The organism is Methanomassiliicoccales archaeon (genome assembly GCA_026394375.1).
Classification (GTDB): Archaea; Thermoplasmatota; Thermoplasmata; order Methanomassiliicoccales; family UBA472; genus JAJRAL01.
Window position 1 is genome coordinate 1 of sequence record JAPKYJ010000016.1, and the last position, 25755, is coordinate 25755.

Genomic DNA, 25755 nt, shown 5'->3' on the forward strand with positions numbered 1-25755 from the left:
GAAATCGGTGAAGAACCCAATCAAAGATGAACCAGCATTCGGACATCGCGCCAGGATGACACCGGGGCAGGGAGAGTGCGGCTGCCGGGATTCGAACCCGAGTTAGAAGCTTGGGAAGCTCCGGTCATAACCACTAGACCACAGCCGCTTGAGCGCCTTGAGCTAATCCCCCGCGCGTTGATAAACTTTTCTTGCTGGCGTGGTTGGAAAGGGGAGGGCTGAAAGGCAGGCCATGATGCCCGCCAAGAGGATCACTTTATGGTTTCCAGCTGACTGATGATGTTCCAGATCAACGTCCGTCCGTGCAAGGGAATGTTAGGGTCGTTGGCCAGGTCATCGAGGATGAATATCGCGCTGGCGGCCCTGACGTCCATGGCCTCTTTCGTCTGCAGCAAGCGCTCCTTCGCTGAGGTGGCGCCACGTCTGATGTTCCTGGGCACCGAGGTATCTTCGGCCAGCTGGTCCAGCACCTCGATGATCTGCCTCAACCTCGAATCCGAATCCATGATCTCACCTGATCGGTCATATGACCGTGTTACTTCCCGTTCTCCTTGGAGCCTTCCGGCTCGAACTTCAGGTCGCCCCTCTCCTTGAAGGTGGAGACGACCATCAGCGTCTTGCTGTCCTTCACGCCGGGGATGCTGGAGAGATCATCGACACCAAGAATCTCTTCAATTGATTGTAGTTTTGAACCTTGACCTTCGCCACGATGTCCGTGTCGCCGGTCACCAAGAACACATCCTCGACCATTAGATAGCCTGATATCCTCTCCGCGATGCGTTCTGCGTCCTTGGTGTCCACCTTGAGGTTGACGAGCGCCGTTACCTGATCATCGCCGTAGTAGGTGGAGATGACCTCCTCATATTCCAGTTTCTCGTTGTCTTGCACTCGAATCCCTCCATTTCATCGCGATGAGGTCCCGTGGTTCCCGGAGCCTCATGCCTAGACCGATTGGGCCAGGCGACGCAACCTTCGCTACGATGTTCGCCGACCGATCACACGGCGGTCTCGAATTCCTCTTGCAGATCGATGATGACTTGTTCCAGCACCTCTTCGAAGCTGGAACTGCGGTATTCCCGGAGACCGCCCAGGTCGCTCTGGACGCGGGCGATGTATGTGTTATTGTTCTTCAGGAATTCAACGTTGCATAGGGTCTCTTCCATCCATCATCACCTTTAGCCATGTCCCCGCGAAGGTTGTAGACAACCGGCGAATACACGGTTCAGTATTTAATGATTCGTCAAGACGCGGAGGTGCCCCAGAAACCTAGCCAGATATGAGAAAAACCAGGCGCTAGGACGGGTTCCCTACTCATCCTCGATTACGAAGGCACCAGGCGCTTCTCGAGGTAGAAGGCATCCTTTCCTTGGCCATAGTAGTCCGGAACGTTCCCCTCGATCTTGAAGCCGAAGTTCAGGTAGAGGTTGATGGCCGGGACGTTGACCATCCCCACCTCCAGGGTCATCTTCTTGGCTTGTTTCTTCCTTGAAAGAAGTTCCATGCGTTGAAGCAAGGCCTTGGCGACGCCTTTTCCTCGTTGCTCCGGCATCACCGCGATGGAGATGATGCGCGTGCTCCAGTTCTTCTCCTCCTCGAAGAGCATGGAGTAGGCGACAATCTCCTCCATATTCTCAACCACGATCGTGCTCACGTCCTCCTCCAGCAGCAGGACCTCCACCAATCGACGGCTGAACCCCTGCTTGCCGAAGCACTCCTGCTCTATTCGCATGAGGTCCTGCAGGTCCTTGACGTCGCCTTCGCGGAACATCACGGCTCCCAGAACCGACCTGCGTTTTCATTAAGCTATGTGCTGGTGAGCCAGCAACTCCGCCGGAGCAACACCACCGAAAGGAAAAGATAGCCGGAAGTAGTTGGTGCGAGGGATGACGCTGCCAATGACCATCGGCCAGGTGCTCTCCTCTTCCATCCCGGGGGACGAGGTCGTCATCCGCGGTTGGATCTATCGTACTCGGAGCTCGGGCGCCATCGTCTTCGCGGTGGTGCGCGATTCCACAGGCATCATACAGGTGACGGCCAAGAAAGGTATCCTTCCGGACGCAGAGCTGGAAGGGGCCAAGGCCGCCCTCATCGAATCCTCTGTCATCGTCACGGGCAAAGTGGCCGAGGACAAGCGCGCCCCCGGCGGAAAGGAGGTCCGGGCTTCCTCCTTCATCATCGTCGGCACGGCGAAACCGTTCCCCATCACCGAGTACCAGAGCGAGGAGCTGCTGCTAGACAACCGGCATTTGTGGATCCGCTCGCGGGAGCAGAACGCGGTCATGAAGGTGAAGGCCTCGATCATCGATGGTGCCCGGGAGTGGCTGAAGCAGAACGGCTTCACCGAGGTCACTCCTCCGATCCTCACCCAGAACGCCTGCGAGGGCGGGGTGACGCTCTTCAAACTGAAGTACTTCGATCGCGAAGCATATCTGAGCCAGAGCGCGCAGATGTATCTGGAAGCGCTCATCTTCTCCCTGGACAGGGTGTATTCCCTGACCCCTTCCTTCCGGGCGGAGAAGTCCCGCACCACCAGGCACCTGACGGAGTACTGGCATCTGGAGCTGGAGGAGGCCTGGGTGGACAACGCCGGCAACATGGAGATCCAAGAGCAGCTCGTATGCGCCATGGTGGAGAAGGCTCTCAGCGAGCGCAGAGAGGAGCTGAAGCTGCTTGGTCGGGACCCAGACACGCTGAAAGAGGTCCGTCCCCCGTTCAAGCGCCTGCGCTATTCTCAGGTCATCGACTTGCTCAGGGGGCAAGGCTTCGACCTCTCCTTCGGATGCGATCTGGGAGCGGTGGAGGAACGCGCCGTGACAACGGAAGAGAAGTTGCCGGTGTTCGTGACCAACTTCCCCAAGGAGTGCAAGGCCTTCTACATGAAGGAGGACCCGGACGATCCAGCCACGGTCAAATGCGCGGACATGCTCGCTCCCGAGGGCTACGGTGAGATCATCGGAGGCAGCGAGCGCGAGACCGAACTTGCCAACCTGATCTCCCGCCTGGAATGCCAGAGCGTTCCCCTGAGCACTTACGAATGGTATCTGGACCTGAGGCGCTTCGGCTCCGTGCCGCATTCTGGTTTCGGGCTGGGAATCGAAAGGGTGGTGCGCTGGGTGTGCAAGCTTGAGCACATCCGCGATGCGATACCGTTCCCGCGCACCGTGGCCAGGGTGTACCCCTAGGCCAGATGCCTGGCGAGCTCCACGTAGACCTCGGTGGCCCGCTCCAGCTTGAAACGCTCCACGTACTCATCGTCCGCGTGGGCCATGTTCATTCCCCCCGGGCCGCAGACGATGATGTTGGGGTTCTGCGCTGCGTAGACTGGGGCTTCAGTGGCATATGGCACAACGATCAGGTCCGCTCCGGTCAGCTCCTTCATGGTCAGGGCGATCTCGCATTCCGGGTCCGCCTCGTACGCCTCCAGCTCATAGAGCATCTGGATGTCGTAGTTCTCGCCCATGAGCTGGTCCATGATGATGGTCCTTACCTTGCGATAGGTCAGAGGAGTGGGGAATCGGGCATCGATCTCCACGTCGCAGTGGTCAGGAACGACATTGCTCTTCGTCCCGCCTTTGATTATGGAGACGCACAAGGTGAGATCCTCCGCCTGGATCTCCGGGATATGAGGCAGCTGGGAAAGCTTCTCCAGCACCCGACTCATCTTGGTGATGGCATTGTCGCCTAGCCAGGGTTGGCTGGCATGCGCGGCAGTGCCATGAGTGATGAGCCGAAAACGGGAGATGCCCTTCTCTTTGTACGCGGGCAGCAGATCGGTCGGCTCGCCAATGATCATGCCTTTCGATTCCCAGAGGAGGTCCAGCTCGGAAAGAGCTCGAGCACCGGTCATCTTGTCCTCCTCGTCGGTGGTGAGGAAGATCGAGAATGGGACGTCATCGCGCACCAGTGCCTCGGAAGCGTGCAGCATCGCCGCCACCGCTCCCTTCATATCCGCCGATCCGCGGCCATAGATGCGGCCGCCTTCGACCTCGCCCTGTTCCCGCGTCCACTTGTTGCCGATGGGCACGGTGTCCAGATGGCCGGAGAAGATCGCTCCCCCTTCGCCGTTCGTAGCGCAGATGGCCGGTAGGCTCCTCTCGCCATGCAGACCCACGTCGAGGCCCAAATCCTCGAGCCAATTGATGGCGAACCCCGCGATCTCGGCCCGGTCGTGATGCGAGTGGCTGGGCAGCTCCAGGAGCGCGCGCAGCGTGTCCACCACTGAACCGGATGGCCTCTTTTCCATGTTCCTCAGCTCGAACCGTCATTTCTTGATGAAGGGCGCGGACGTGACCCTGGCCACATGCCGATCGTCCCGGATGACCACTTCCACCTCCGTGCCCAGCTGGTGGTAGGGCGGCCTCACATACCCCATGGCGATGCCCTTCTTCAAACATGGCGAGAGCGTGCCACTGGTGATATGGCCGACCGTATCATCCTCGTGCATAAGCTCATAGCCGTGACGGGGGATGCCCCGGTCCAGCATCTCCAGGCACACCAGGCGAGGGTAGTCGTCCGCCTCCTTCTGCTCTAGCAGTTGCGCTTTGCCAATGAACTCGTGCCCGAACTTGATCACCCAAAGGGGGCCGGTCTGCATCGAGGTCTGGCCGCCGTAGAAATCGGTGCCGGAAAGAAGGTAGCCCATCTCCAATCTGAGGGTGTCCCTCGCTCCCAAGCCCGCAGGCTTCAGGCCGTGCTGCTCTCCTACCCGGAGCAATATATTCCATAGGGGCACGGCGGATGAGCTTTCGACCAGGACCTCGAAGCCGTCCTCCCCCGTGTAGCCGGTGCGGGAGATGTAGCACAGCTCGCTGTAGTCGCCCACCGTTCCCTTGGTCCCTGGTCGACATTGCCTGACGATGGTGTCGCACAAGAAACCGGATTGCTGGAAGCCTTCTACCAATCCTCTGGCATCCGCCCCTTCGGCGAAGACATCCACAAAGGCGCCGGTGAAATGCTTCATCTTGCTCAGGTCGTGGAAGGTGAGGTTCTCCAGAACATCGATGGCCTTCGGTCCCTGAACAGCGATGCAGGCCAGCCTGTCGGAGACGTCGATTATCTCCTGTCCGTCCGCTTTGGACCTTACCCAGGCGAGCACCTTCTGGGTGGTGGCCGCATTGGGCACCATGAGATACTCATCCTGGATCCAGTGACAGACGATGAGGTCGTCGATGATGATGCCGTCCTCGTCCAGCAGGTGGCCGTACATGGCCTTGCCCACTGGCATATCGTCGATATCGTTGGTGAGCAGCCTGCGGATGAGCTCCTTCGCCCCCTTTCCCCGGATGATCAGGTCGCCCATGTGCGAGACGTCGAACATGCCGGCCGCTTTGCGGACAGCCACGTGCTCGTCGATGATGGAGGTGTACTGCAACGGCATGTCCCAGCCTCCGAAGGGAACGATCCTTGCTCCTAGGCCGACATGCGCATCATAGAGGGGGGTCCGCTTCATGATTCCGACCACCCCAAGGATTGCTGGCCCCGGTTATATCCTTTGGGCATTTGTAACCGGGTCGGTTTCACGCGCCCAGCAGCTGTTCCAGCTTCTCCCGCAGAACCTTGGAGGGGATGTCGGGCAGCGAGATGTAAGTGGTCCTCCCGCCGCCGCTCGCGTCCCCCACCACTCTTGTCGAGATCAGCCCCGCGTTGGCGATGTCCTGTATGTAAGCCCAGAACTGCGTGTGCGCGCGCGCCTTCTCGCCGTACTCCTCGGCAGCCACCTTGTACACCCTCTCCACGTCCCCGGTGGTCACGTATGCCTGGTCCTTGATGGCCCTGGTGATGGACAGGAGCACGATCTTGCGCTGCTTGTCCAACTCCTCGATCTTGCTTTCGGTGACGACGGAGTAAGTGAGCGCTTTCGCCGCCCGTACGTGCTCCGCGTTCACCTTGCTGACGCTCTCCTCCTCCGCCAGCATGGAGGCCTTCTCCAGCAGCTCGATGGCGAACCTCGCGTCTCCGAACTCAGAGGCGATGTCGCCGATGAGCTCGATCGGCCCCTTGTCGATGGCATCAGGGAAGAGGGCCAGAGCGGCACGGTCGCTGACGATGTCCGCCAGCTCCTTGGCATCATATCTGTCGAAGGTGATGGCGTTCGCCCGCTTGAAGGTCGACGAGGAGGCGGGGTCGAGCAAGTCCAGCACGTACTTCTGCGACACGAGGATGAGGGAGAGCGATGCCCGGCCACCTACCTTCTCCTCGTCGAAGCGCGAGAGATGGTAGATGAGATCTCCGGCCCCTTTCCGCAGCAGCACGTCCGCCTCGTCCAGCACCACGATCAGATGCAGCTTGCGCTTCTCGATGTGCTTGCGCAGGGAGCGCAGCATCTCCGCCGAGGAGAAGCCACGGTCCGGGAAGTGATCATCGAAATGCGTGACCAGCCTGAGCAGAACGCTGCTCTCCGAGTTCCGCTGCCGGCAGTTGACGATGACGAAATCCACCGCCCGCTCTTTGTCATGGGCCTCCTTGATGAAGTCCAGGCAGAAACGCTTGGAGGTGGCCGTCTTGCCCGTTCCCACGGAACCGATGAGGAAAGCGGTCTGGGACGTGCCTTGCTCCAGCACCGGGCGGAAGAGCATCCACAGCCCGGAGAGCTGCTGCTCCCGATGCACCAGCTTATCTGGCACGAAGTCGAACGACAGCTTGGCCGGGTCCTTGAGCACCCGGACGCTCCTTTCCTGGTACTGACCTCTGCTCATTTCCTCTCGTACCTCAGCAAGCCCGAGAAAGGCGTGATGTTCACTCCCTTCTCCTCCATACTGTCCGCCATGAGATTGATGCCCACGGAATCGGAAGCCATATGTCCAGCGACTATCACATTGATATGCGCCTTCCTCGCCTCCTCCAGGTGATTCTCGGGCATGTGCATGCAGACGAAGGTTCCTACCCCCGCCTTGGAAAGCGAGTCGTACATCTCCTTCGGTCCCGCGGTCCCGCCGGCGAACTTCACCATGATCTTGCCCGCTTTTCGGCCTCTATCCCCCACGACCACCTCAGGATGGTTGTTCAGCTTCATGGCCATATCGTACTCCGGTATCTCCGATAGTAGATCGATGACATCGCATACCCGCTCCGGCCTTTTCTTTTCCGTGAGCTTCTGCACGAACCTCTGTCCCAGCATGTCGCAGGGGGAGTGAAGGCACATGAACGGAACGTCCAGAAGGCGGCAGGCGTCCACCGCCTGGTTGAAGTTGGCCGGGTGCACGCCTCTCTGCACCTCCTTGATGCGGGGCGCGATGACGTCCTCAGCCACGTTGATCGGGACGCCGAAATCCTCCATCATGTGCTCCATGGCATGCATGACCTCAGGGAAGGTGGACCTTGCCAAGCCAGTAGGGTGGTGGCCCATGACCGCATCCACGTTGCGGCCGCGCTCGCGCAGGCGGTCCGCCAGCACGATCTCCGCCGAGGTCACATCGATGCCCCATAACATCTCCTTGACCTCCGTTCCCGGATCCCCGTACAGAAGACGCGAATCGGCGTAGGGGTTCCAGAGACGGTCGGCGTCGAAGCGCTTCTTGCCTTTGGCATCCAGTTTCTCGTGCTTCTCCCTCTCCCTTTTCAGTTCCGTTTCGATCTCCTTGGCGCTGCGGACGTCCGCCTCCCGGCCAAGCTTGATGGCGGTCCTGTAGACATCGATGAGCTTCATCCGTGATCTAGCGAAAGAAAAGGATGTGATTATTTAACTGTAACGTCAGCGCTGGCCCGGGTGGTCGAGATGAGAAGTGGGGGACATGCGTAGAAGGAGTGCCACGTGGTTCAGGAGGGGTCATTCTTCGTGCGCATCGCGCACCCCGTTTTTCTGCGAGAATGCCTTAGCTATACGAAATTGCCCCCCGAACCATCAGCCTGCATGAGGGTATCTCTAGACCCTCATCATGTGAAAATAGTTATAGCCGCCCGCGCATGATTCGCCTGCGAGGGATAGCGCTTGGTCATGGACAACATGCTGAAGAGCACCATCGGCGTGTCGAACACCGAGGACTTGGTCATCGAAGCTCTGCGCGATCTGGTCAAGGATGAGATAAAGAAGTACGTGCGGCAGAAGATCGACGAGAACCCGGAGATCAAGCGGGAGATGAAGGAGGCGGTCTCCGATTTCCTGGACGCGAAGATGCGCGAGACCTACGCCGTCATCAAGCTGGGCAAGTGCGTCGCCGAGCTGGGCATCCAGATCGTGCCGGCGGAGATGAGGGAGAAGCTGGGCAAGGACGTCGCGACCCTTATTGAGAAGGAGATGTCCCAGGTATTCGAGAAGATGTGATGTTTGGAATACTGGCCAGTCTCTAGTCCCTGCGTCCATCGGATTGAAAGGGTAGTTTTCTTCGCCCACCACGTCGTAAATATAACTCATTTCTATTTCTCTTCGAGGCGGGCAAGGTCCCGCGAAGGTGAGAGGCGACGAAGGTAGTGGCGGTCCAGGGCAGCCCGAGAATGGACAAGGGAATGACGGCGCTCATCCTGAACCCGCTCCTGGAAGGCATGAAGGGGGCGGGGGCGGAGGTCACCTTATTGTATGCCAGGAAGTTGAAGATCAGACCGTGCACTGGAGATTTCGCTTGCTGGGGAAGAACGCCGGGAGAGTGTCATTTCAAAGATGACATGCAGGAGCTCTATCCCAAGTTCCGGGAGGCGGAGGTCTGGGTGTTCGGCATACCCTACTACGCGGTCATGCCAGGAGAGATGCAGAACCTTCTGAACAGACTAGTGCCTTTTTTGGAGCTGGTGATTAGGTCCGAGGGCGGCATCATGCTGCCTAGTAGGAGGAAGGAGCTGCAGCTCAAGCACATCGTCCTCGTCTCCAGCTGCTATTTCTGGGAGATGGAGCAGTTCGAAGAGCTGCTAGGTGTCATGAGGAAGTTCTCCAGGGCCATGGGGGCAGATCTCACTGCCGTGCTGCGCCCTCACGCCATTGTGCTGAGAAGGAAGATTGACAAGGGGGAGGACGTGAGCTCAGTACTGGACGCCGCGAAGGCAGCGGGAGTCGAAATGGTGCGGCAAGGTTCGATCTCGGACAAGACCCTCCGTTCGATCGGCGAACCTCTGATCTCGCGAGAGGATTACATCAAGATGCACGATGAAGCAGGCAAAAGTTGAGATCGGGGGCATAGGCCCCAAGGGGTTTGAGGTGACCCGCGGCCTTGGCCGTAGGATGCCAGCCAAGCCGGTGGATCGGGTCGGAAAAGGCGAGGCGAAATGCCTTCCAGTTCAACCGAACAGAGCGCCGAGACCGGCTGCGGCCTCTTCCTCGCTGACATGTTCCTTCTTCTCCTCTTCCTTCTTCGCTTCCTTCTTCTCTCCAGCGGCTGGAGCAGCGGCGGGCGCGGCGGCCGGGGCAGCCATGACGGCGGCGCTTGCGATGGCCTCGTCGATGTCTATGCCCTCCAATGAAGCGGTCAGGGCCTTGATCCTGGTGGCATCCGGCGCTACGCCGGCGCTCTGCAGGACAGCGGCGACCGACTCCTCGTTGATTTGCTTTCCAGCGGCATGAAGAACCAGGGCGCTGTATACGTATTCCATGTTTCTTACCTCCTTAGTCTCATCCGAATAGTTGACCAAGGCCAGCTGCGGCATCCTCCTCGCTGACCTTTTCCTCTTTCTTCTCCTCCTTGGCCTCCGCCTGCTTCTTCGGCGCGGCGGGGGATGGGGAAGAGGGCGTCGATGACAACCTCTGTTTCACACGCTCGTCCCCGATTTCCGGTGTTTGGGACGCGATGGCGAGCATGTTCGCCTCCGCCTTTGCCAAGAGGATCTTGATAGTGTCTTTCGTCGGCACCGCGGCCTTCACGCCGAGCGCGACCGCTTGCCGATAGGCTTTGGCCATCAGCGGTCCCACGGTCTCGGGCGCCAGGTAGACGATCTCCATCGCCAGGCCCATGGCGTTGCGCGATGCGGTCGCCAACAGGGACGTGTAGTAGTCCCGCGGGATGTCCAGCACGTCCTTCTTGTAGATTAGGCCGTCCTCGAAGGCGGCCCTCAGGTCCATGCCCACCGTCATGGGAAGGATCTCCAGCTTGGGGAGGATGGCCGCCAGCTCAGCTGAGATGGGGTCGCCCCTCTTCACCAGCACCTTGTCCTTCTTGATGACGATCTTTCCGCCCTCTATGCCTGCGGGAATGCCGGCCTTCTGAAGCTGTCCCACGATGGGGCCAGGCTTGAACGGGGTGTCTCCCGCCTTTACTTCGATGTCCTCGGGGGCCAGTTCGCCGGCCTTCGCCGCGGCCTTGGACTTGGTCGCCTCCATCTCCTGGAACAGCCGGAATGGGTTGGCGTCCGTGGCCACGATGGCCACCTGTCCGCCCAGCTGGTCCTTGAGCTTCTCCAGCCCGGGCCTCTCCTTGGCCGCCTCGTCGATGGCGATGTTCATCAACGTGTTGCGGGACATGATGATGGCCGCCTTGGGGCGCATGCCCTGTCGCATCATTTGTAGCTGAGCGGAAGGGATGCCGTGCAAGTTCACGATCGCCACGACCTTGTGGGCCTTCATCGCATCGGCGAGCTCCTTCACCACGTCTTTCTTCCAAGCTGCAACGTGCGCCATTTGCTCGCCTCCTACATCACTCTTTCCGAGGGGCCCATGGTCGTCTTCACGTAGACGGAACCGATGTTCATCTGGCCCCTTTCCAGCTTGGTCGTAAGCCTCTTCAAAATGGAATCGATGTTCTCCGCGATCTGCTCCGGCGTCATGTCCGCCGTGCCGACGGGCGCGTGGAACGTCTTGTGGTCCTTGGAACGCACGGATACGGTCTTGCGCAGGGTCTCGATGATCGGTCTGGGGTCCGCGCCGGGCTGAATGGGCTTGGGCATCTTGCCCCGGGGCGCTAGGACGATACCCAAGCGCTTACCGATCGTGGGCATGAGCGTGGCCTCGGCGATGAAGTAGTCGAACTCCGCCGCCATCTTCTTCGCCAGCTTCTTGTCGTCGGCGATCTTGCCCAATTCGTCCGCGGTCAGGACCCGGTCGGCCACGGTCTTCGCCTTGGCCACCATTTCGTTCCCGCCGATGACGCAGACCTTGATCTGTCTTCCTCTCCCGTGGGGGAGGACGACGTCGTCCTGGATTCTGTTCTTGGGGACAGAAAGATCGATGTCCTTCAGATTTATGGATATGTCGACCGTTTCCACGAAGTTGCGCTTCTTCGATTTCTCGAGCGCCTTCTTGACGGCCGTTAGGGTCGCTTTTTCTACCAAATGTTATCCCTCCCGTAGTGCAATCGAGCGCGTGGCTCTCCTACAGTGGTGGAGTCCCCCTATACACCTGTTATTAATAAGGCTTTCTGTGGAGCGGGAGGGCGTTCAGGCCGCGAACTTCGCGTCCCACTTGCCCGCCTTGATCTCCTTCTGCATGACCTTCGGGTCCTTGCCTTCCACGGTGATGCCGGAGGAGACGCAGACGCCGATGACCTCCATCACCTGATGCTTCAGGTCCTTGCCCATGAGGGAGTCCATCTTCATCTTGGCGACCTTTATCGCCTGCTCGATGGTGATATTCCCCGCCTTGGAGGTGTTCGGCGTGCCTGAGCCCTTCTCCGTCCCGATCTCCTTGAACAGGAGGGCGGAGGTGGGCGGGGTGCCGACCTTGATTTCGAACGTCTTCGTCTTGGGGTCGATGATGACCTTGACCGGGACCTTCATGCCCACGAACCCCTTCGTCTTCTCATTGATCTTCGCGACCACCTGGACCACGTTCACTCCCATGGGGCCCAGAGCGGGACCGAGCGGCGGGCCTGGCGAGGCCTTTCCTCCTTCAACTAGCACTTCGATTGTATCGACCATTGAATCACTTCTCCTTCCCTAGCACGCGCACATGATCCCCACGGATCGTCACGGGGATGGGCACCATCGCCTCGAAGAGCTCGACGGTGATCTCCTCCTTGGCCTCGTCGATCTGCTTGACACGCGCCTTCTCGCCCTTGAATGGGCCAGCAATGAGCTCGACGACATCTCCTTCCATGATACCGGAGACCAATGGCTTCGGCGTCAGGAAGTGGTCGATCTCGGCGAAGCTCGTCTCTCCTTCCACGAGGCCTCGTGCGCGCCTGATCCCGCGCACCGTCTCCTTGAGTTCGTCGGTGTTCATGCCCTCGATGAGCACATAGCCCCGAAGTGTGGTCGGAGACAGGATAGCGTAGATGCCGCTCTTGGCGGCCGCGGCCTTGGCCTTGGATGCCACGTCGTCAGCGACCTGCCGCTCGTGGCCGATGGAGGCCTTGAGCGCGACCATTGACTGCCTGGCCGTGGCCGAGAACTCCATGTGGTCGCAAATCGTCGGGGCGCCGAGGAAGCACGCTTCCACTTCGGCCTTGGCACCTTCGCCGTAACGAACGCCCTTGGGGGCCTGGAGCTCGAACACCAGGTCCTTGGCCTTGGTGCCTTCCAGATTGAGCTCGACCTCAGGAGAGGTTCCGCTCTCCCAGATCATCTTGACCGTGTCGTTGATCCGGGCCTGCCATTCGGCCGCGCCTTCCACGCCGGTGATGGTCAGGTTGACCTTGATCTTGACCTTGCGCTTGACGGACTCAGCACTCTTCAGCTGGATGTTCCAGGCGGCCACGCCTGCTGCAGCCACCATGCGCGCGTCCTTCTCTCCGGTTAATGTAAGTCCTCCGGCGGGCGCTGCTGGCGTGGCCGGTGCTTGGGCTGGCTCTACGGGAGCAGCCGGTGGGTTGACCTCTTCGTTCATAGTGTTTGCACGCCCCATCAGAGCGGACCTAGCGGAAGAACCCTGGGACGGTGGTCCAGATCAGGTAAATGAGGAAGCCTAGGCCGCCGATGAGCAACACCCCTAGACCTGTGACGGTCATGGTTTTGATGTACTCGTCGTTGGTGGGCTTGCGGGCCATCTTGATGACACGGCCGTACTTGCCCTTGCCGACGTGCTTGACGCGTTCCTCGATGTCCTTTTGGACTTCCCACGATTTCTCGACTACGTCCATCGCGATGCACTCTTCAACTGTTCCCGAATCGCTTCTATATTAAATTCCTTTTGGTTCACCTGATGAAATCGACTTCCATGTTGTCCCTGTTCGCCGATTCCTTCGGACCCAGGATGTGCTTTGATTTGACCCCGGTGATGACGACCATGACCCGGACCCGGTCTTGGAGGGTGTGATCTATCGCCGCACCCCAGATGATGCGCGCGTTCGGGCTTATCCTGCCCTGGATGATCTCCGCCACCTTCTCCGCCTCGGAGACGGTCATGTTCTCTCCGCCCGTCACGTTGACGAGCGCTCCCATCGCCCCGGAGATGTCCACATCGATGAGCGGCGAGTTGATGGCTTCGTTCACAGCCTGATCGATGCGGTCGTCGTCCTCGCCCTCTCCCAGGCCGATCATGGCCACGCCCGCACCTTTCATGATGGTGCGTAGGTCGTTGAAGTCCAGGTTCACCAGGCCTGGCTTGGTGATCAGTTCAGTTATCCCTTTGATGGCCCGGACCAAGACCTCATCGGCCACTTTGAACGCCGCGTTCAGCGAGAGCCGGGGGACCAGCTCGATGAGCTTGTCGTTGGGTATGACTATTACCGTGTCAGCGATGTTGCGCAAGCGCTCCAGGCCCCACTCCGCGTTCTCCATGCGGATGACGCCTTCCGCCTTGAAGGGCGAGGTGCATACGCAGACGGTGAGCGCCCCCATCTCCTTGGCTAGTTGGGCTACGAACGGCGCCGCACCTGTTCCAGTTCCACCGCCCAGACCGGCGGTGATGAAAACGATGTCCGCTCCTTGCAGACCTTTCTTCAGTTCCTCTTCCGCCTCGCGGGCCGCTTCTTCGCCCACTTGAGGCAACGCTCCCGCTCCCAGACCGCGGGTGGTCCTGCGGCCGAGCAGGATCTTGTGCGGCGCGCGAACGGCTAGAAGGTGCTGCGCGTCGGTGTTGGCGGCGTAGAGCTCCGCCCCCAGGATCCCCGACTCGGTCATGCGGTCGATGGTGTTCGATCCACCGCCGCCGCAGCCAATGATCTTAATGTTGGTCTTAAGGCTGGCCAATATCCGTTCCAGCTCTTCGTCCTCCGCGGCGAAGTTCTGCTGGTATGATGGGGCCATTTCGGTCGGGGCCGCCGGTCCTGCGCGAGCGAGCGCGTCACTGATGAACGACTTCATTGACAATCCTCCCAAGGCAAGTGCCAGTGGTCATTGCATTGAGTCTCGTGCGCTCTGCATTACCGTACATGCTAATATACTTTAAGTGCGACCACCACCGCCAGGAAACCGGGTGGAAAGGAGGACGAAAGGCATCAGGCGAACGCTCCGAGGGCTCAGAGCGAGCTCATTTTATGAAGTCGACGTCCGCCTCCTTCAGTCGGGTCATATCTCCCGACCGGCCGAGGATCTGCTTCGACTGCACTCCTGCGGCTATGACCATGACCCGGATGCGGTGCGCGAGCGTAGGGTCTATGGCCGCGCCCCAGATGATGCGAGCGGTCGGGGACACGCGCTTCTGTACTTCCTCCGCCACGCGCTGCGCATCGCTGATGGTCATGTCCAGTCCACCGATAACGTTCACGAGCACGCCGTTCGCTCCAGAGATATCCACTTCCAGCAGCGGCGAGCTGAGCGCTTGCTCCACGGCCTCCAGCGCCCGGTCGTCGGCGTCCGCATCGCTCTCGCCCAGGCCGATCATGGCCACGCCCGCACCTTTCATGATGGTCTTGACGTCGTTGAAGTCCAGGTTCACCAATCCGGGCTTGGTGATGAGCTCGGTGATGCCCTTGATAGCGCGCATGAGGACCTCATCGGCCACTTTGAAGGCCGCGTTCAGCGATAGCCTGGGCACGAGCTCCAGCAGCTTGTCGTTAGGCACCACTATGACCGTATCGGCGTAGTTTCGCAGCCGCTCCAGGCCCCACTCCGCGTTCTCCATGCGGTCCCGACCCTCGCCTTTGAATGGCACGGTGACCACGGCCACCGCCAAAGCGCCCGCGTCCTTGGCCAATTGCGCGATCACTTGAGCGGAACCGGTACCGGTGCCGCCCCCCATGCCCGCGGTGACGAATACGATGTGCGCGTCCGCCAGGGCCTTCTTCAGCTCATCTTCCGCCTCTCTGGCAGCGCCCTCGCCAACTTGTGGCAAGGCTCCAGCTCCCAATCCCCGGGTGCTCCTCCGTCCCAGGAGGATCTTGTGCGGTGCCCTGATGGTCAAGAGGTGCTGGGCATCGGTGTTGGCGGCGTAGAGCTCCGCCCCAATGATCCCTTCCTCGCAGATGCGGGCTATGGTGTTGCACCCGCCCCCTCCGACGCCGATGATCTTGACGTTCGTCTTGAGCCGCTGCAGCAGTTCCACCAGCTCGGCGTCCGAGGCCTCGCCTTGCGACGCCGTGGGCTGCTGCATACCGAAAACCGAAGGCCCAACTGCCATGCCACTATCCTTAGCCAGCGCTTCCTCGACCAATGATTTCATGATCCCATCCATCCCGAGCCCTACGGCTCGAACCAGAATGCATCCCATCTGGTCGTGGATAGATTGCCTATGGCAGTATTTAAGGATTTTCGGCTCGGGGTGAGGTCAATCCAGACACTTCTCCTTAGGCGACCGCCGAAGGAAAGGATTATCACTCCACAGAACATCCGTTATATGGCATGAGGGCGAGGGCGGAGGTCCGGTTCACTGGCATAGTGCAGGGCGTGCACTTCCGGGACTATACCAGGCGCTTCGCCAATCAGCAGAAGGTGTGCGGCTGGGTCCGCAATCTGTCCGATGGTTCTGTGCAGGCCGTCTTCGAAGGTGACAAGCACAGCATCGAAGAGGTGGTCCGCCGTCTGAGGGAGGAGCATCCCCGGGCCCGCATCGAAAGGGTGGAAGTGCAATGGGGCGAGTGCCGGAACGAATATGCCAAGTTCTTCATCCGCTCCTGATCACTCGCGCACGTCGATGCCGTAGACCAGCTTGGGATTCTCCTTGTGCACCTTGTAGGCGATCTCGCTGGTCATCTCGCCCGATTGCAGCAACGCTCTGGTTCTCTTGGGCACTGTGATGATGGCCATGACCGCGCCCGGCCGCTGCATATCGTCCAGGTAGTCGGTCTCCAGCAGGAACCTCGACCCTTTGGACAACGCCTCCCTGGTGGCGGTGCGAGAGGCCAGTATCGAAGGGAAGAGGCCGTGGTTCTCTTCTTCGAGCACTAGGGGAGGGCAGTAGTGCTTCACCACTCGCTCCCTCCTCAATCCAGCCTTGTCAGCGAATGAAGCCAGTTCCTTCATGCTCTCAGGGGTGGCGCTCTCGGTGTGCAGGACGATCGGGCAATCGGCCTCCCTGGCCAGGCCCATTCCGTACACCAGTATGTCGTTCGAAGCCGTGAGGATCTCCGGCGGCACCGGGAAATGCGGTCGGCCGACCTCGCCGATGCCTATCGCCTTGCCTTCGAGAACGAACCGCTGTGCGATCTCCATTCCGCCCTTCATGACCTCGATCGCCCTCTGCAGCCCTAGCTTCCTTTCCAGGTCGAGCAGGAGCACCGGATAGGGGCCAAGGGTGACCTCCACTCCCACCTCGGTCTCAGCCCGACATCTCTCAGCGAGCTGCAATGTGATCTGGTAGGAAGCTTCGAAATCCTTCTCCGATGAAATGGCAACATCCTCGTAAGGAAGGTGAGAAAGGACGAGATGCGTGCCCCCGGCCCGCTGGAATTCTTTGACCGCCTCGACGTGGCGGCCCCTCGGATGGAGGTGCACGTGGTTGTCTAAGATGGGAATGCGCATTAGCGCAGCAGCCCGGCTGCCTTGAGCTCCTCGGTGATCTTATTCACCGCCGCCTCCACGTCCTGAGGCTTGCGAGCGCCGGTGCAGACCAGCTTGCCTGAGCCGAACAGCAGAACTACCACCTTCGGGACATCGAGGCGGTATACTAGGCCAGGGAATTGCTCCGGCTCGTACTCCACCCGCTCCAGGCCGAGGGAGATGGCGATCGCGTTAAGATTGATCCCCTGCTCAAGGTCGCTGGAGGCGACGATGTTCTGCACCTCGATCTTCGGCTCCAACTTCACCTTGATGCCCGCCTTCTCGATCTGCTTGGCGACCTTGTTGATGGCGATCTTCACTTGCTCCAGGCTTTTAGCGCCCGTGCACACGACCTTACCGCTGCGGAAAAGCAGGGTGGCGGTCTTCGGTTCCTTTAGCCTGTAGATCAGGCCGGGGAACTGCTCCGGCTCGTACTCGGCACCGTCGAGGGCGAGCGCGATCGCTTGGAGATCAAGCTCCTCACCCAAAGAAGTGGAAGCCACAACGTTCTCGATCTTGATCTTGGCCATGGGGACACCTTCCCGTGGTATTTAAATAGGGGTTTATAAAGACTTTGCACGGTAGAGCGTCCCTCCACACGAGGCAAGCGTCCTTTCGGAAAGGGTGGACAGAAATCATAATCCGCGTAACATTTGCATTCAGCCTTCGTCCCATGACCAAGAAGGACCCGAACCTCCTGACCGCCTACATCGTCAACCAGTCGCTTCACTGGTTCATCGTGGGCATCGGGTTCCCCATCATGGTGCTCTTCGTTCTCGCCAAGGGCCTGAGCCTTTTCGAGTCCGGAGCCGTCATCGCAGCGTACTCGACCGCAGCGATCCTGCTCGAACTTCCGACTGGGGGTCTGTCGGACACCATCGGCAGGAAGAAGGTCTATCTGCTCTCCGTGGCCGTCATGATCCTGAGCGACCTCGCTCTGCTCCTATCCTGGGATTTCGCCTCGGTGGCGCTTGCCGCCTTCGTCATGGGGAGCGCCCGTGCTCTGTCCTCTGGATCGATCGACGCCTGGTTCGTGGACGAGTTCAAGCGCACCCAGCCCGGCGGCAACCTGCAACGCGCCCTGGCCAAGGCGGGCGCGTTCATGCCTATCAGCATCGGAGTGGGATCGTTCGTCGGAGGTCTGCTGCCCCTTGCCTTCGCAGGTCCCATGAAGAGCGCGGGCCTGAGCATTTACTCCATCAACTACCTGGTCGCCATCGGGCTGTGGGCGTTCCAGTTCCTGCTCACCATGGTCATCATCCACGAGCACCTGGACCCATCGCGGAAAGCCGGGATGATGGACGGCATCAGGAAGACGCCGGAGCAGATCGCCATCTCGGTCAGGTTCGGACTGAGGAATTCGGTCATCTTCGCCCTCGTCCTGGCCGCGGTCGGTCTGGGTTTCAGCCTGGCCAGCGTCGAGCTGCTGTGGCAGCCGCGGGTGCAGGAGATCATGGACGTGAGCCAGCAGACCTGGGTGCTGGGCGTTCTGGCCGCAGGCTATTTCTTCGCCGCTTCCATAGGCAATCTGGCCTCCATGCCCATCTGTCACCTGCTTAGGCAACGCTACGCTGTAGTCCTGAGCCTAGCTAGGTTCGGTCTGGGCGTGGTGCTGTTCGCTTTGGCCTTGCAGTCCTCGATCTTCTTGTTCGCCGGCCTCTACATCCTGCTCTACTTCCTACTAGGCACGGAGGAGTCGCCCGGCGCCACGCTCTTCAATCATCAAGTTCCATCACAGCATCGTTCAACCCTCATGTCCTTCAATTCGCTCATGCTCCAGGTAGGGGTGCTAGGAGGGTCCATCGTCATGGGCTATCTCGCCAACTCTATCTCCATTTCCTTCGCTTGGCAAGTGGCGTCGGTGGCGTTGCTGGTCTCCGCCTTGCCTTATTTCTTCCTGGTGCGGAGGACGAAGGCGGTCGATGCGAAGTGAATGGTCCAGACGTCCACACGGATCATGCTCGGGCGGAGCGCGACCTCGATTCCGCCAATCTTTATATATGCCGAAGGGGAATACTGACAAATCGTCCGACAACGGTCGGACAATAGCGCGCGCGAAGAGTTGTGTCATGACCGATACCGAACGCATCACGGTGAGGATTCCTGCGGAGAAGCTGAAGGCGCTGCAGGAGCTGGTCGACCTAGGCAAGTTCCCGACCATCTCCGACGCCATCCGCGCCGCCCTGGACGCCTTCGTTGAGGCGCACTTCACCCCCGACTACATCCAGAGGATAACGGTCGAGCTGCCCAAGGGCAACATGATAGAGCTGGAGGCTCTGGTGCAAGACGGAGATTCGGTCTCGATCGATGACGCCATCAGGAATGCGGTACGGGAGTACGTGAGGAAGAGACTAAACCGCGCCATGGAAGAGATGAAGTAAAAAGGCACCTTGGACAAGGACGGGTGTTCGAGTGGGATGGGAGTACGTTGAGTACGAGGAAGGTTCGGTCGACTCCCCCCAGCCCAAGATAGTGGTCGTGGGCTGCGGGGGCGGAGGCTGCAACAGCGTGCATCGACTCAACGAGATTGGCATTCACTGCGCTGAGACGATAGCCATTAACACGGACCGGCCGCATCTTTCTAGGATCAGGGCGCATCGTCGGCTGCTCATCGGCCAGGGGGTGACGAACGGCTGCGGCGCCGGGGCCGATCCATTGGTAGGCAGGCTGTGCGCTGAGAACGCCGTGCCGGAGATAAGCAAGCTGCTGCAGGGAGCGGAGCTGACCTTCATCACCGTGGGCCTGGGAGGAGGCACCGGCACTGGTCTGGCGCCCGTGGTAGCGGACATCGCCAAGCGCCAGGGCTCGGTGGTCGTCACCATCGCCACCACGCCTTTCGAGGTCGAAGGGTTCCGCAACAAGATTGCCCTCAAGGGCGTGAGGGACCTGCGTGGTCTCTCGGATACGACGCTCCTACTGGACAACAACCGGCTCCTCGAGCTGGTGGCCAATCTGCCGGTGCAGCAGGCCTTCGCGGTCATGGACCAGCTCATCTCTGAGATCATCAAGGGCATGGTGGAGGCTATCACCGAGCCATCGCTGATCAATTTGGATTTCGCTGATCTGCGCACGGTCATCAAGAAAGGAGGCATCTCCACCGTTCTCTACGGCGAGAACTCCGACCCGGACTCGGTGGTGAAGGATGCTCTGAGCAACCCGCTACTGGATATGGACATCTCCGGGGCGACCGGGGCGTTGGTGCACATCACCGGAGGAACGAACCTCACCCTGAAGAAGGTGAACAAGGTCATGCAGCGCATCCAGTCGTTCATGGATCCGCACGCAAACGTGATCTTCGGCGCTCGGGTGGACGAGAAGTTCGAAGGCTCGATCCGCTTGATGGCTGTGGTCACGGGCATAGCGGAGCTGAGCGACGAGGGTCCGGGCATCGAGCTGGCCGATGAGATAGATGGTCTAGCCATCAAATACACCACCTGATCTCGATCTACTTCTTCTCCAAGCGCTTGATCTTCTTGGCCGCGTCCCCCAGCACGCCCATGATGGTGTGGAACTCCCACTTGGTCGGCACGGCCCGCCCCATCATCCGGCGGAACATGACCTTGGTCTTCTCTTTCCGGAACTCGGGGTAATCGACAGCATCCAGGAGGTCGTCGAAGAACTGGAACAATCTTTCTCGCTCAACGTTCGAGGCCTGCCTTGGTCCGCCCAGCGGCACGGCTGCCGCGTGCAACTCGTACAGCACGATGGTGAGGGCGTGTGAAAGGTTCAGCACCGGGTATTCGTCCGAGGCAGGGATGTGCACCAGGATGTCGCACTTCATCAAATCCTCCTGAGCCAATCCCGTGTCCTCCGGTCCGAAGAGGATCGCTACCCCCTCCTCATAGTCCTTCAATCGCTCCGCCAGCTGTTTCGGCGTGATCGGTATCCTCACAAAGTGCCTCTCGCCATAGGTGATGATGCCGCTCGTGCCCACCACCAGGGAGCAACCGCGCACTGCCTCCTCCACGTTCTCCAGCACCTTGGCCTGGCGGATGATGTCGCCGGCGTGCTTGGCCCGCTTGAAACCTTCGTCCCCGATCTCGCACGGCCGTACCATGGTCAGATCGTGGAAGCCGAAGTTGCCCATGGACCTCGCCACCGCTCCCACGTTGCCTTCATTGCGCGGGGAGACCAGTACCACTTTGACGTCAGGCATGCTCCAGCGGAAGTATGAATAGTCGCGGCCTACTTAATCATGCGGTCATGGCCTGGAGGGCAGCGGTCCGCATCGCCTACGACGGGCGGGACTTCATGGGCTCGCAGCGTCAGCCCGATGAGCCGACGGTGGAGGGGGAGGTCATCCGCTGCCTGGAAGAGATCGAGGCCATCTCCTCGCCGGACGGGTCGAGGTTCCGGGCCGCTTCCCGAACGGACCGAGGGGTGAGCGCGCTCTGCAATGTGATCGCCTTCGACACCTCGTTCCAGAGGGGGAAGTTGCTGCATGCATTGAACTCGCAATCTGGCACGGTCTTCTTCACCGGGCTAGCTGAGGTCGCCAGCAACTTCAGCCCCAGACGCGCTTCCGGTCGCTGGTACCGGTACTTCCTGCCCGCAAGAGGCCTGGGCATGGATGCCGTTGCCCAGGCTGCCAAGGAGTTCGAAGGGGAGCATGATTTTCGTCGCTTCTGCAAGGCTGAAGGCCGGACGACGGTCAAGAGGATGGAGAGCGTGCACGTCCTTCCAGTAGGGGATTTCATCGTCATCGACCTCCGAGCCAGGGAGTTCCTGCGCAACATGGTACGGAGGCTGGTGGCCGTCATGGATTCAGTGGGGCGAGGGAAGGTCGAGATCGGAGACGTGCGGAAAGCTCTCTCCGGCAAGGAGAGATCCTTCGGCCTCGCTCCGGCGGAGAACCTTGTGCTGATGGAGATCCGCTATCCTTTCCAGTTCGAGGCGGAATGCCCGGTGACGCTTGGACCACGAATCCAAGTTGCAAGGGAGGATGCCTTCGTTCAACTGGCTTTCGTGGACGCGCTGAGCGAGAGCTGTTCGCCATCGAGTCCAGAACGCGAAAGTGGGCGTAGGCCCTAGCCCTTCCTGCTCGAAGTCGACCTACGAAAGGATTATCGCCGCCTGGATTCTTCCTGCAACCGTGATATTGGCGATCAGCGGGACGCCCGGGACCGGGAAAAGCGCGCTGGGAGGGGTGTTGCGATCCAAAGGCTGGAACGTTCTGGAGCTGAACCTCTTCGCCCAGGAGCACGGACTCCTCGGGGCGATGGATCGGAAGAGGAGGACGAGGGCGGTAGACCCCAAGGCATTGGACAAGGCGGTCCTGGAGGGCAAGCTTTCTGGCGACGTCGCTCTCATAGGGCATTTGGCGCATCTCCTCACGGTCGACAAGATCATCGTCCTCCGCTGTCGTCCTTCGGTGCTCGAGATCAGGCTGAAAGATAGAGGCTATGCGCAAAGCAAGGTGCGCGAGAATCTGGAAGCGGAGGGTTGCGACGTTATCCTGGTGGAAGCGCTCGATCGATCGCACGAGGTGTACGAGATCGACACCAGCGAGAGGACGCCCGAGCAGGCGGCGGAGGCGGTGGCGGAGATACTGGCCGGGGAAAAGGAGAAGTACGCACCTGGTCATATCGACTGGAGCGAAGAGGTGTTGAGCTGGTACTAGACTCCCAGAGGACGAGGGCGGACTTCATCCTGGAACCGAGCGCCCGCCTCTTCCGGGGCTGGAGCCCGAACGCCATCAGCGGCTTCTCCCTTCTGATCGCGGCCTTCGCTGCCCTGGCGATCTTCTTCGCGGACCGGGACTGGCAGCTACTCCTTCCCCTGGCCTCAGTGCTGGTGCTGCTGAGCGGTTACCTCGATGCCCTCGATGGCAAAGTGGCCAGGCTTACCGGCAAGAGCTCGCGTAAAGGGGATTTCATCGACCACGTGCTGGACCGTTATTCGGACGTGCTTCTGATAGGCGCGGTGGCGGTGAGCTCATGGTGCTCTCCTTATCTTGGATTGGTGGCGATGGTGGGCGTGCTGCTCACCAGCTACATGGGCACCCAGGCGCAGGCCGTGGGAGCTGGGAGGCATTACGCCGGGTTGCTGGGCCGCGCCGATCGGATGGTCTTGCTGATCGCTGCGCCCATGGTGCAATGGCTGATGATGCTGGGGGGCGTGAGCAGCATTGGCATTCTGTCGTATCATCTGAGCATCTTCGACCTGGTGATGATCTGGTTCGCGGTCGTGGGCAATACGACCGCGGTGCAGCGCGCCTACTCCACTTACAGATTATTGCGATGAGCTCTCTTTGGCCGCCTGGTCCGTTGCCTTGCCTGAGGCTTCTCCCTTGATCGCCTCAGATGCTGCTTCTTTGCCTCTCCTCTTCCTCCTACACTGCGTACGATAGTAGATCAGCGGGTGCTTGAGCCATTCCGCCTGGCAGAGATTGTCGGGGTTGTGGCAGATGGAGAGCGAGCGCATCGTATGGCAGGAGGGGGGCGTGTACTTGGTATCGGAGATCTCGCCAGTGATGTGGTCTATCTGGTACTTCGTCTTGGACTGGTCGAAGTCCGGCGAGGTTCCGAAGATGGCCAGTATCTCTTCCCTTGGCACGCCCACATTGAAGAGGAAGGAGGTAATGGCGAAGCGACCGGGATGCGAGAGGTTCGCCCCGGACTGGATCATGACTATCATCCTCCTCATGCAGGGAGGAAAGCACTCCACGTCCACATCTCCGAAGCTATCGGTCTGGTAGCGGTCCTTCATCTGTTCGGCCGATTTCGCCAGCTCTGCGATATCCGGCTTGAGGTCATCCAGCATCTTCTGGGACACGGGCAGCGGAAGCTCCTCCTCGATGCGGTCGTACAGCGCCTGTTCGAGCACCCGGGCGAACTTGACCTTGGGCAATGACACCCGTCCATGCTTCACCTCCGTGTTCACCAGCTTCCAATCCTTGCTGCGTATGCCCGTGGTCAGGCGCAGGAACTCGGCGAAGTGCATGTTCGGGACGTCACCATCCAGGGAAGCATCGACCCCTAGCTCCCCGGCGATATCCATCATGAGCTCGACGTTCTCGGTCTGCAGTCGCTCGCACATGGCCTTGGCCTCGGCCAGAGCGTAGCGCCTGGTAAGGAAGCCATCGGCCACGCACGAAACCAGGATGCGGGCCATGGCGTAGCTGAGGACCTCTTGCAGCCTTTCCTCATCGGTGTTGAGGGAGATCTCCTCGATGCTGGCCGAAGCCACGGCATCGGTGATTCGCTTCTTCCCCCTCGCCCTCGCTTGCGCGAAAGCAGGATGAGAAAGGAGGTCTTCTAGACCGACCCCCTGCTCCTTCACGTATTCGGAGGCGGCCTTGACGAAGGGATAGCGGGCCAAGTCGCGCGGTTCCATCGCTTCTCCATCGTTTCACGTTGCTAAAAACACATTGCATGCATGGCGCCGAGGATCATGGGAAAAAGATGTACTGCTCCAGCTTCGAGGCGAGACCTGGCTCGTCCAGAGCGCTCTGGAGTTCGTCGAGGTTGGCGTAGGGACGGTACCTGAGGATGCGCATCGCTCTCTTCCTGCCCACCATTGGCAACGATTCCAAGGCCGCGAGCGGACAGGAGTTGAGGTCCAGAGGATACTGTATGGCGGTCGCGGAACGGCGTCCCCAGTCGACCACCTTGGCGTCCACGAACCTTCTCAGCTTGAGGGCATAATTGAAGCCGATAAGCAGCGGATAGGTGCCGATCTGGCGTCCGAAGGTGCGCTTGCCCTCTCCCAGCTCCATGTAGACGTCCTTCAGCAACGTGCCGACGGGCAGCATCTCCCGGAGCATGGGGTGGTCGATCTCCTCCCTTACCGTTTCCTTGAAGCGGATGAACTGCGAGTGAGTGGCGCCGCCTTCGAAGCTGCGGCGGATGGGCATGACCTGACGGATGTTGATCCGCCTCAGCCATAGGCCTTCCGAACGCACCTGGCGCAAGAATTCCAGGTTGAGCTCTAGCGTATTGCGGGTCTCACCGTCCAATCCCACTATGAAGTTCAGGCCGGGCAAGAGCTTCGGCAATCCAGTTGGCCCCCTCTCCCTTCCCAGGGAGTTTATGATGCGCACCGCGTCCATGACCTGCCCCGCGGTAGCATTCAGGTTGTTCGCATCTACCACGACCGGATCGGCGCTCTCCATCCCCAGTGCAAGAACGTTCCCGCTGGTGCAGTGGCGGACCATGCTCTCGATGACGGCCTTGGATTCGTTGGGGTGGTCGGCGATGACCGCCGGATTGGCGTTGTCCAGGTGTAGCACCTGCGGCTTCAAGGAAGCGATGCCGCGCAAGAGGGTCTCGATGGCCTCCGGGTTCGGCGTCGGCGAATCGCTGTCCTCCTCGAAGGACTTGTAGGAGACGATGCACGTCTGCGCTCCCAGACGGAAATTGACTACGTCCAGCTCTCGCAACCGACGCACCTCTTCGACGATCTGCTCCGGCTCGCGATGAAGCGGCTTGCCTTTGAGAGGTTCGACGCAGAACGAGCATCCCCCGCTACGATAGCGAACGCAGCCCCGGTAGGTCTCGACCTCAGCGATGAGCGGCTGAGGGTAGTCAGGATGATCGAGCACCGAGTCCGCTCCGAGCAGCAACCAGCGGTTCCATTCCTCCAGCGACCGCCAACGGTCATTGCTCTTTCCTGTCTCCAGCAGGTCGAACAACGATGCGGCCGGGTCTCGGTTGGCGATGAGTTCGAAGAGCCCCGTCCCCCTCATCCTTTCCTCCAGGGTCGCCGGTCCGCCCAGCACTCTGGTTCCTGATGCGCGTGAGGCCAGTTGCAGCACCTCCCTGTCGGAGGCGGGCATGCCTCGCAGATAGCGTCCCGGGACCGCGCATCCGCCCAGCAGAACGGTCACGTCCGCCTTGGGCATGGCGCCCGAGGCGCGCAGCTGATCGATGTTGACCAGGGCGACCTCGGCCCCCGCATCCTTGGCTGCACCGAACGTTGCGCGTACCAGCGGTGAGATGTATGGAGGTACGCCCAGCGATGCCGGCTCATCGATGTAACCGTCTACAATGAGGACCTTGACCATGTACTTGGTCCATCAGCCCCGTCATGGTATTTAATTGAGGC

General features: G+C 60.2%; 31 protein-coding genes and 1 tRNA gene. 10 read left to right on the forward strand and 22 right to left on the reverse strand.

The features are described from left to right. Window positions 1-76 precede the first annotated feature (76 nt). The 5 genes from NT137_03740 to NT137_03760 form a co-directional block, all read right to left on the reverse strand. Window positions 77-148, reverse strand: a tRNA-Gly gene (locus NT137_03740). Between the two features lie 103 nt (window positions 149-251). Continuing rightward, window positions 252-506, reverse strand: coding sequence for a UPF0147 family protein (locus NT137_03745; GenBank protein MCX6652450.1), 255 nt, complete (start codon window positions 504-506; stop codon window positions 252-254). Between the two features lie 121 nt (window positions 507-627). Then, window positions 628-888: an Lrp/AsnC ligand binding domain-containing protein gene (locus tag NT137_03750; protein ID MCX6652451.1), complete on the reverse strand. Its 261-nt coding sequence runs from the start codon at window positions 886-888 to the stop codon at window positions 628-630. A gap of 107 nt (window positions 889-995) precedes the next feature. Beyond that, window positions 996-1163: a hypothetical protein gene (locus tag NT137_03755; protein MCX6652452.1), complete on the reverse strand. Its 168-nt coding sequence runs from the start codon at window positions 1161-1163 to the stop codon at window positions 996-998. 158 nt (window positions 1164-1321) lie between these two features. Next, a complete protein-coding gene (locus tag NT137_03760) occupies window positions 1322-1768 on the reverse strand; it encodes an N-acetyltransferase (GenBank protein ID MCX6652453.1) in 447 nt (148 codons plus the stop codon). 115 nt (window positions 1769-1883) lie between these two features. Between NT137_03760 and asnS the strand changes: the two genes are divergently transcribed. Continuing rightward, window positions 1884-3182 carry an asparagine--tRNA ligase gene (asnS, locus tag NT137_03765; protein ID MCX6652454.1) on the forward strand — a complete coding sequence of 433 codons (1299 nt, stop codon included), beginning with the start codon at window positions 1884-1886 and terminating at the stop codon, window positions 3180-3182. Here the strand turns inward: asnS and NT137_03770 are convergent. The 4 genes from NT137_03770 to NT137_03785 all read right to left on the reverse strand — a co-directional run bounded on the left by NT137_03770 (window position 3179) and on the right by NT137_03785 (window position 7645). Beyond that, window positions 3179-4243, reverse strand: coding sequence for a M20/M25/M40 family metallo-hydrolase (locus NT137_03770; GenBank protein ID MCX6652455.1), 1065 nt, complete (start codon window positions 4241-4243; stop codon window positions 3179-3181). The genes asnS and NT137_03770 overlap by 4 nt on opposite strands. 18 nt (window positions 4244-4261) lie before the next feature. Then, window positions 4262-5449 (reverse strand): glycine cleavage system protein T, encoded by a 1188-nt coding sequence (locus NT137_03775; GenBank protein ID MCX6652456.1) that lies wholly within the window; start codon window positions 5447-5449, stop codon window positions 4262-4264. A gap of 67 nt (window positions 5450-5516) precedes the next feature. Further along, a complete protein-coding gene (locus tag NT137_03780) occupies window positions 5517-6695 on the reverse strand; it encodes an AAA family ATPase (protein ID MCX6652457.1) in 1179 nt (392 codons plus the stop codon). Next, complete coding sequence (locus NT137_03785; GenBank protein MCX6652458.1) at window positions 6692-7645, reverse strand: NGG1p interacting factor NIF3; 954 nt, start codon at window positions 7643-7645, stop codon at window positions 6692-6694. The genes NT137_03780 and NT137_03785 overlap by 4 nt, the downstream gene beginning before the upstream one ends. A 288-nt stretch (window positions 7646-7933) precedes the next feature. Here NT137_03785 and NT137_03790 point away from each other — a divergent pair, with 288 nt between their 5' ends. Both NT137_03790 and NT137_03795 read left to right on the forward strand, forming a co-directional pair. Continuing rightward, window positions 7934-8260, forward strand: coding sequence for a hypothetical protein (locus NT137_03790; protein MCX6652459.1), 327 nt, complete (start codon window positions 7934-7936; stop codon window positions 8258-8260). A gap of 146 nt (window positions 8261-8406) precedes the next feature. Beyond that, window positions 8407-9093 carry a flavodoxin family protein gene (locus NT137_03795; GenBank protein MCX6652460.1) on the forward strand — a complete coding sequence of 229 codons (687 nt, stop codon included), beginning with the start codon at window positions 8407-8409 and terminating at the stop codon, window positions 9091-9093. A gap of 111 nt (window positions 9094-9204) precedes the next feature. Here the strand turns inward: NT137_03795 and rpl12p are convergent, their stop codons facing one another. From rpl12p to ftsZ (NT137_03835), 8 genes are all read right to left on the reverse strand, one after another. Then, window positions 9205-9516: a 50S ribosomal protein P1 gene (gene rpl12p, locus NT137_03800; GenBank protein MCX6652461.1), complete on the reverse strand. Its 312-nt coding sequence runs from the start codon at window positions 9514-9516 to the stop codon at window positions 9205-9207. A gap of 19 nt (window positions 9517-9535) precedes the next feature. Further along, window positions 9536-10537 (reverse strand): 50S ribosomal protein L10, encoded by a 1002-nt coding sequence (locus NT137_03805; GenBank protein MCX6652462.1) that lies wholly within the window; start codon window positions 10535-10537, stop codon window positions 9536-9538. 11 nt (window positions 10538-10548) lie between these two features. Further along, a complete protein-coding gene (locus NT137_03810; protein ID MCX6652463.1) occupies window positions 10549-11187 on the reverse strand; it encodes a 50S ribosomal protein L1 in 639 nt (212 codons plus the stop codon). Between the two features lie 105 nt (window positions 11188-11292). After that, window positions 11293-11772, reverse strand: coding sequence for a 50S ribosomal protein L11 (locus NT137_03815; protein MCX6652464.1), 480 nt, complete (start codon window positions 11770-11772; stop codon window positions 11293-11295). A gap of 4 nt (window positions 11773-11776) precedes the next feature. Continuing rightward, entirely contained in the window at window positions 11777-12568 is a 792-nt protein-coding gene (locus NT137_03820) for a transcription elongation factor Spt5 (protein ID MCX6652465.1), read from the reverse strand. A 139-nt stretch (window positions 12569-12707) separates the two neighbouring features. After that, window positions 12708-12932: a protein translocase SEC61 complex subunit gamma gene (locus tag NT137_03825; protein MCX6652466.1), complete on the reverse strand. Its 225-nt coding sequence runs from the start codon at window positions 12930-12932 to the stop codon at window positions 12708-12710. 55 nt (window positions 12933-12987) lie between these two features. Beyond that, on the reverse strand, window positions 12988-14097 hold the full coding sequence (ftsZ, locus tag NT137_03830) for a cell division protein FtsZ (protein MCX6652467.1): 1110 nt from the start codon (window positions 14095-14097) through the stop codon (window positions 12988-12990). 166 nt (window positions 14098-14263) lie between these two features. Continuing rightward, window positions 14264-15394: a cell division protein FtsZ gene (gene ftsZ, locus NT137_03835; GenBank protein MCX6652468.1), complete on the reverse strand. Its 1131-nt coding sequence runs from the start codon at window positions 15392-15394 to the stop codon at window positions 14264-14266. Between the two features lie 179 nt (window positions 15395-15573). Here ftsZ (NT137_03835) and NT137_03840 point away from each other — a divergent pair, with 179 nt between their 5' ends. Further along, window positions 15574-15849, forward strand: coding sequence for an acylphosphatase (locus tag NT137_03840; protein ID MCX6652469.1), 276 nt, complete (start codon window positions 15574-15576; stop codon window positions 15847-15849). On the opposite strand, the gene NT137_03845 is transcribed toward NT137_03840, so the two are convergent. Next, window positions 15850-16692: a TatD family hydrolase gene (locus NT137_03845; GenBank protein ID MCX6652470.1), complete on the reverse strand. Its 843-nt coding sequence runs from the start codon at window positions 16690-16692 to the stop codon at window positions 15850-15852. After that, window positions 16692-17240, reverse strand: a complete 549-nt coding sequence (locus NT137_03850) for a TATA-box-binding protein (protein ID MCX6652471.1) — start codon at window positions 17238-17240, stop codon at window positions 16692-16694. The genes NT137_03845 and NT137_03850 overlap by 1 nt, the downstream gene beginning before the upstream one ends. A 143-nt stretch (window positions 17241-17383) precedes the next feature. Here NT137_03850 and NT137_03855 point away from each other — a divergent pair, with 143 nt between their 5' ends. The 3 genes from NT137_03855 (at window position 17384) to ftsZ (NT137_03865) (ending at window position 20148) form a co-directional block, all read left to right on the forward strand. Then, window positions 17384-18643, forward strand: a complete 1260-nt coding sequence (locus NT137_03855) for an MFS transporter (protein ID MCX6652472.1) — start codon at window positions 17384-17386, stop codon at window positions 18641-18643. 136 nt (window positions 18644-18779) lie between these two features. Further along, a complete protein-coding gene (locus NT137_03860; protein MCX6652473.1) occupies window positions 18780-19091 on the forward strand; it encodes a ribbon-helix-helix protein, CopG family in 312 nt (103 codons plus the stop codon). A 31-nt stretch (window positions 19092-19122) separates the two neighbouring features. Then, window positions 19123-20148, forward strand: coding sequence for a cell division protein FtsZ (gene ftsZ, locus NT137_03865; protein ID MCX6652474.1), 1026 nt, complete (start codon window positions 19123-19125; stop codon window positions 20146-20148). A gap of 7 nt (window positions 20149-20155) precedes the next feature. Here the strand turns inward: ftsZ (NT137_03865) and NT137_03870 are convergent, their stop codons facing one another. Then, window positions 20156-20866: an RNA methyltransferase gene (locus NT137_03870; GenBank protein ID MCX6652475.1), complete on the reverse strand. Its 711-nt coding sequence runs from the start codon at window positions 20864-20866 to the stop codon at window positions 20156-20158. Between the two features lie 47 nt (window positions 20867-20913). Here NT137_03870 and NT137_03875 point away from each other — a divergent pair, with 47 nt between their 5' ends. From NT137_03875 to NT137_03885, 3 genes are all read left to right on the forward strand, one after another. Then, entirely contained in the window at window positions 20914-21741 is an 828-nt protein-coding gene (locus NT137_03875) for a tRNA pseudouridine(38-40) synthase TruA (protein ID MCX6652476.1), read from the forward strand. Window positions 21742-21802: 61 nt separating this feature from the next. Next, the gene (locus tag NT137_03880; GenBank protein ID MCX6652477.1) at window positions 21803-22330 is read left to right on the forward strand and encodes an adenylate kinase family protein; all 528 of its coding nucleotides are present in this window, start codon (window positions 21803-21805) and stop codon (window positions 22328-22330) included. 29 nt (window positions 22331-22359) lie between these two features. Further along, window positions 22360-22953 (forward strand): CDP-alcohol phosphatidyltransferase family protein, encoded by a 594-nt coding sequence (locus NT137_03885; protein ID MCX6652478.1) that lies wholly within the window; start codon window positions 22360-22362, stop codon window positions 22951-22953. Here NT137_03885 and NT137_03890 read toward each other — a convergent pair. Both NT137_03890 and NT137_03895 read right to left on the reverse strand, forming a co-directional pair. Continuing rightward, a complete protein-coding gene (locus tag NT137_03890) occupies window positions 22942-24045 on the reverse strand; it encodes a DNA primase large subunit PriL (protein MCX6652479.1) in 1104 nt (367 codons plus the stop codon). The two genes, NT137_03885 and NT137_03890, sit on opposite strands and share 12 nt — an antisense overlap. Window positions 24046-24100: 55 nt before the next feature. Continuing rightward, on the reverse strand, window positions 24101-25714 hold the full coding sequence (locus tag NT137_03895) for a radical SAM protein (protein MCX6652480.1): 1614 nt from the start codon (window positions 25712-25714) through the stop codon (window positions 24101-24103). Window positions 25715-25755 lie beyond the last annotated feature (41 nt).

What these genes read in the sequence shown, in the direction of transcription:
- NT137_03745 (MCX6652450.1), bottom strand. Translation starts at nt 506, where the DNA reads ATGGATTCGGATTCGAGGTTGAGGCAGATCATCGAGGTGCTGGACCAG.
- NT137_03755 (MCX6652452.1), bottom strand. Translation starts at nt 1,163, where the DNA reads ATGGAAGAGACCCTATGCAACGTTGAATTCCTGAAGAACAATAACACA.
- NT137_03760 (MCX6652453.1), bottom strand. Translation starts at nt 1,768, where the DNA reads ATGTTCCGCGAAGGCGACGTCAAGGACCTGCAGGACCTCATGCGAATA.
- asnS (MCX6652454.1), top strand. Translation starts at nt 1,884, where the DNA reads ATGACGCTGCCAATGACCATCGGCCAGGTGCTCTCCTCTTCCATCCCG.
- NT137_03770 (MCX6652455.1), bottom strand. Translation starts at nt 4,243, where the DNA reads ATGGAAAAGAGGCCATCCGGTTCAGTGGTGGACACGCTGCGCGCGCTC.
- NT137_03775 (MCX6652456.1), bottom strand. Translation starts at nt 5,449, where the DNA reads ATGAAGCGGACCCCCCTCTATGATGCGCATGTCGGCCTAGGAGCAAGG.
- NT137_03780 (MCX6652457.1), bottom strand. Translation starts at nt 6,695, where the DNA reads ATGAGCAGAGGTCAGTACCAGGAAAGGAGCGTCCGGGTGCTCAAGGAC.
- NT137_03785 (MCX6652458.1), bottom strand. Translation starts at nt 7,645, where the DNA reads ATGAAGCTCATCGATGTCTACAGGACCGCCATCAAGCTTGGCCGGGAG.
- NT137_03790 (MCX6652459.1), top strand. Translation starts at nt 7,934, where the DNA reads ATGGACAACATGCTGAAGAGCACCATCGGCGTGTCGAACACCGAGGAC.
- rpl12p (MCX6652461.1), bottom strand. Translation starts at nt 9,516, where the DNA reads ATGGAATACGTATACAGCGCCCTGGTTCTTCATGCCGCTGGAAAGCAA.
- NT137_03805 (MCX6652462.1), bottom strand. Translation starts at nt 10,537, where the DNA reads ATGGCGCACGTTGCAGCTTGGAAGAAAGACGTGGTGAAGGAGCTCGCC.
- NT137_03815 (MCX6652464.1), bottom strand. Translation starts at nt 11,772, where the DNA reads ATGGTCGATACAATCGAAGTGCTAGTTGAAGGAGGAAAGGCCTCGCCA.
- NT137_03820 (MCX6652465.1), bottom strand. Translation starts at nt 12,568, where the DNA reads ATGGTGGCTGCAGCAGGCGTGGCCGCCTGGAACATCCAGCTGAAGAGT.
- NT137_03825 (MCX6652466.1), bottom strand. Translation starts at nt 12,932, where the DNA reads ATGGACGTAGTCGAGAAATCGTGGGAAGTCCAAAAGGACATCGAGGAA.
- ftsZ (MCX6652467.1), bottom strand. Translation starts at nt 14,097, where the DNA reads ATGAAGTCGTTCATCAGTGACGCGCTCGCTCGCGCAGGACCGGCGGCC.
- ftsZ (MCX6652468.1), bottom strand. Translation starts at nt 15,394, where the DNA reads ATGAAATCATTGGTCGAGGAAGCGCTGGCTAAGGATAGTGGCATGGCA.
- NT137_03840 (MCX6652469.1), top strand. Translation starts at nt 15,574, where the DNA reads ATGAGGGCGAGGGCGGAGGTCCGGTTCACTGGCATAGTGCAGGGCGTG.
- NT137_03845 (MCX6652470.1), bottom strand. Translation starts at nt 16,692, where the DNA reads ATGCGCATTCCCATCTTAGACAACCACGTGCACCTCCATCCGAGGGGC.
- NT137_03850 (MCX6652471.1), bottom strand. Translation starts at nt 17,240, where the DNA reads ATGGCCAAGATCAAGATCGAGAACGTTGTGGCTTCCACTTCTTTGGGT.
- NT137_03855 (MCX6652472.1), top strand. Translation starts at nt 17,384, where the DNA reads ATGACCAAGAAGGACCCGAACCTCCTGACCGCCTACATCGTCAACCAG.
- NT137_03860 (MCX6652473.1), top strand. Translation starts at nt 18,780, where the DNA reads ATGACCGATACCGAACGCATCACGGTGAGGATTCCTGCGGAGAAGCTG.
- NT137_03870 (MCX6652475.1), bottom strand. Translation starts at nt 20,866, where the DNA reads ATGCCTGACGTCAAAGTGGTACTGGTCTCCCCGCGCAATGAAGGCAAC.
- NT137_03875 (MCX6652476.1), top strand. Translation starts at nt 20,914, where the DNA reads ATGGCCTGGAGGGCAGCGGTCCGCATCGCCTACGACGGGCGGGACTTC.
- NT137_03890 (MCX6652479.1), bottom strand. Translation starts at nt 24,045, where the DNA reads ATGGAACCGCGCGACTTGGCCCGCTATCCCTTCGTCAAGGCCGCCTCC.
- NT137_03895 (MCX6652480.1), bottom strand. Translation starts at nt 25,714, where the DNA reads ATGGTCAAGGTCCTCATTGTAGACGGTTACATCGATGAGCCGGCATCG.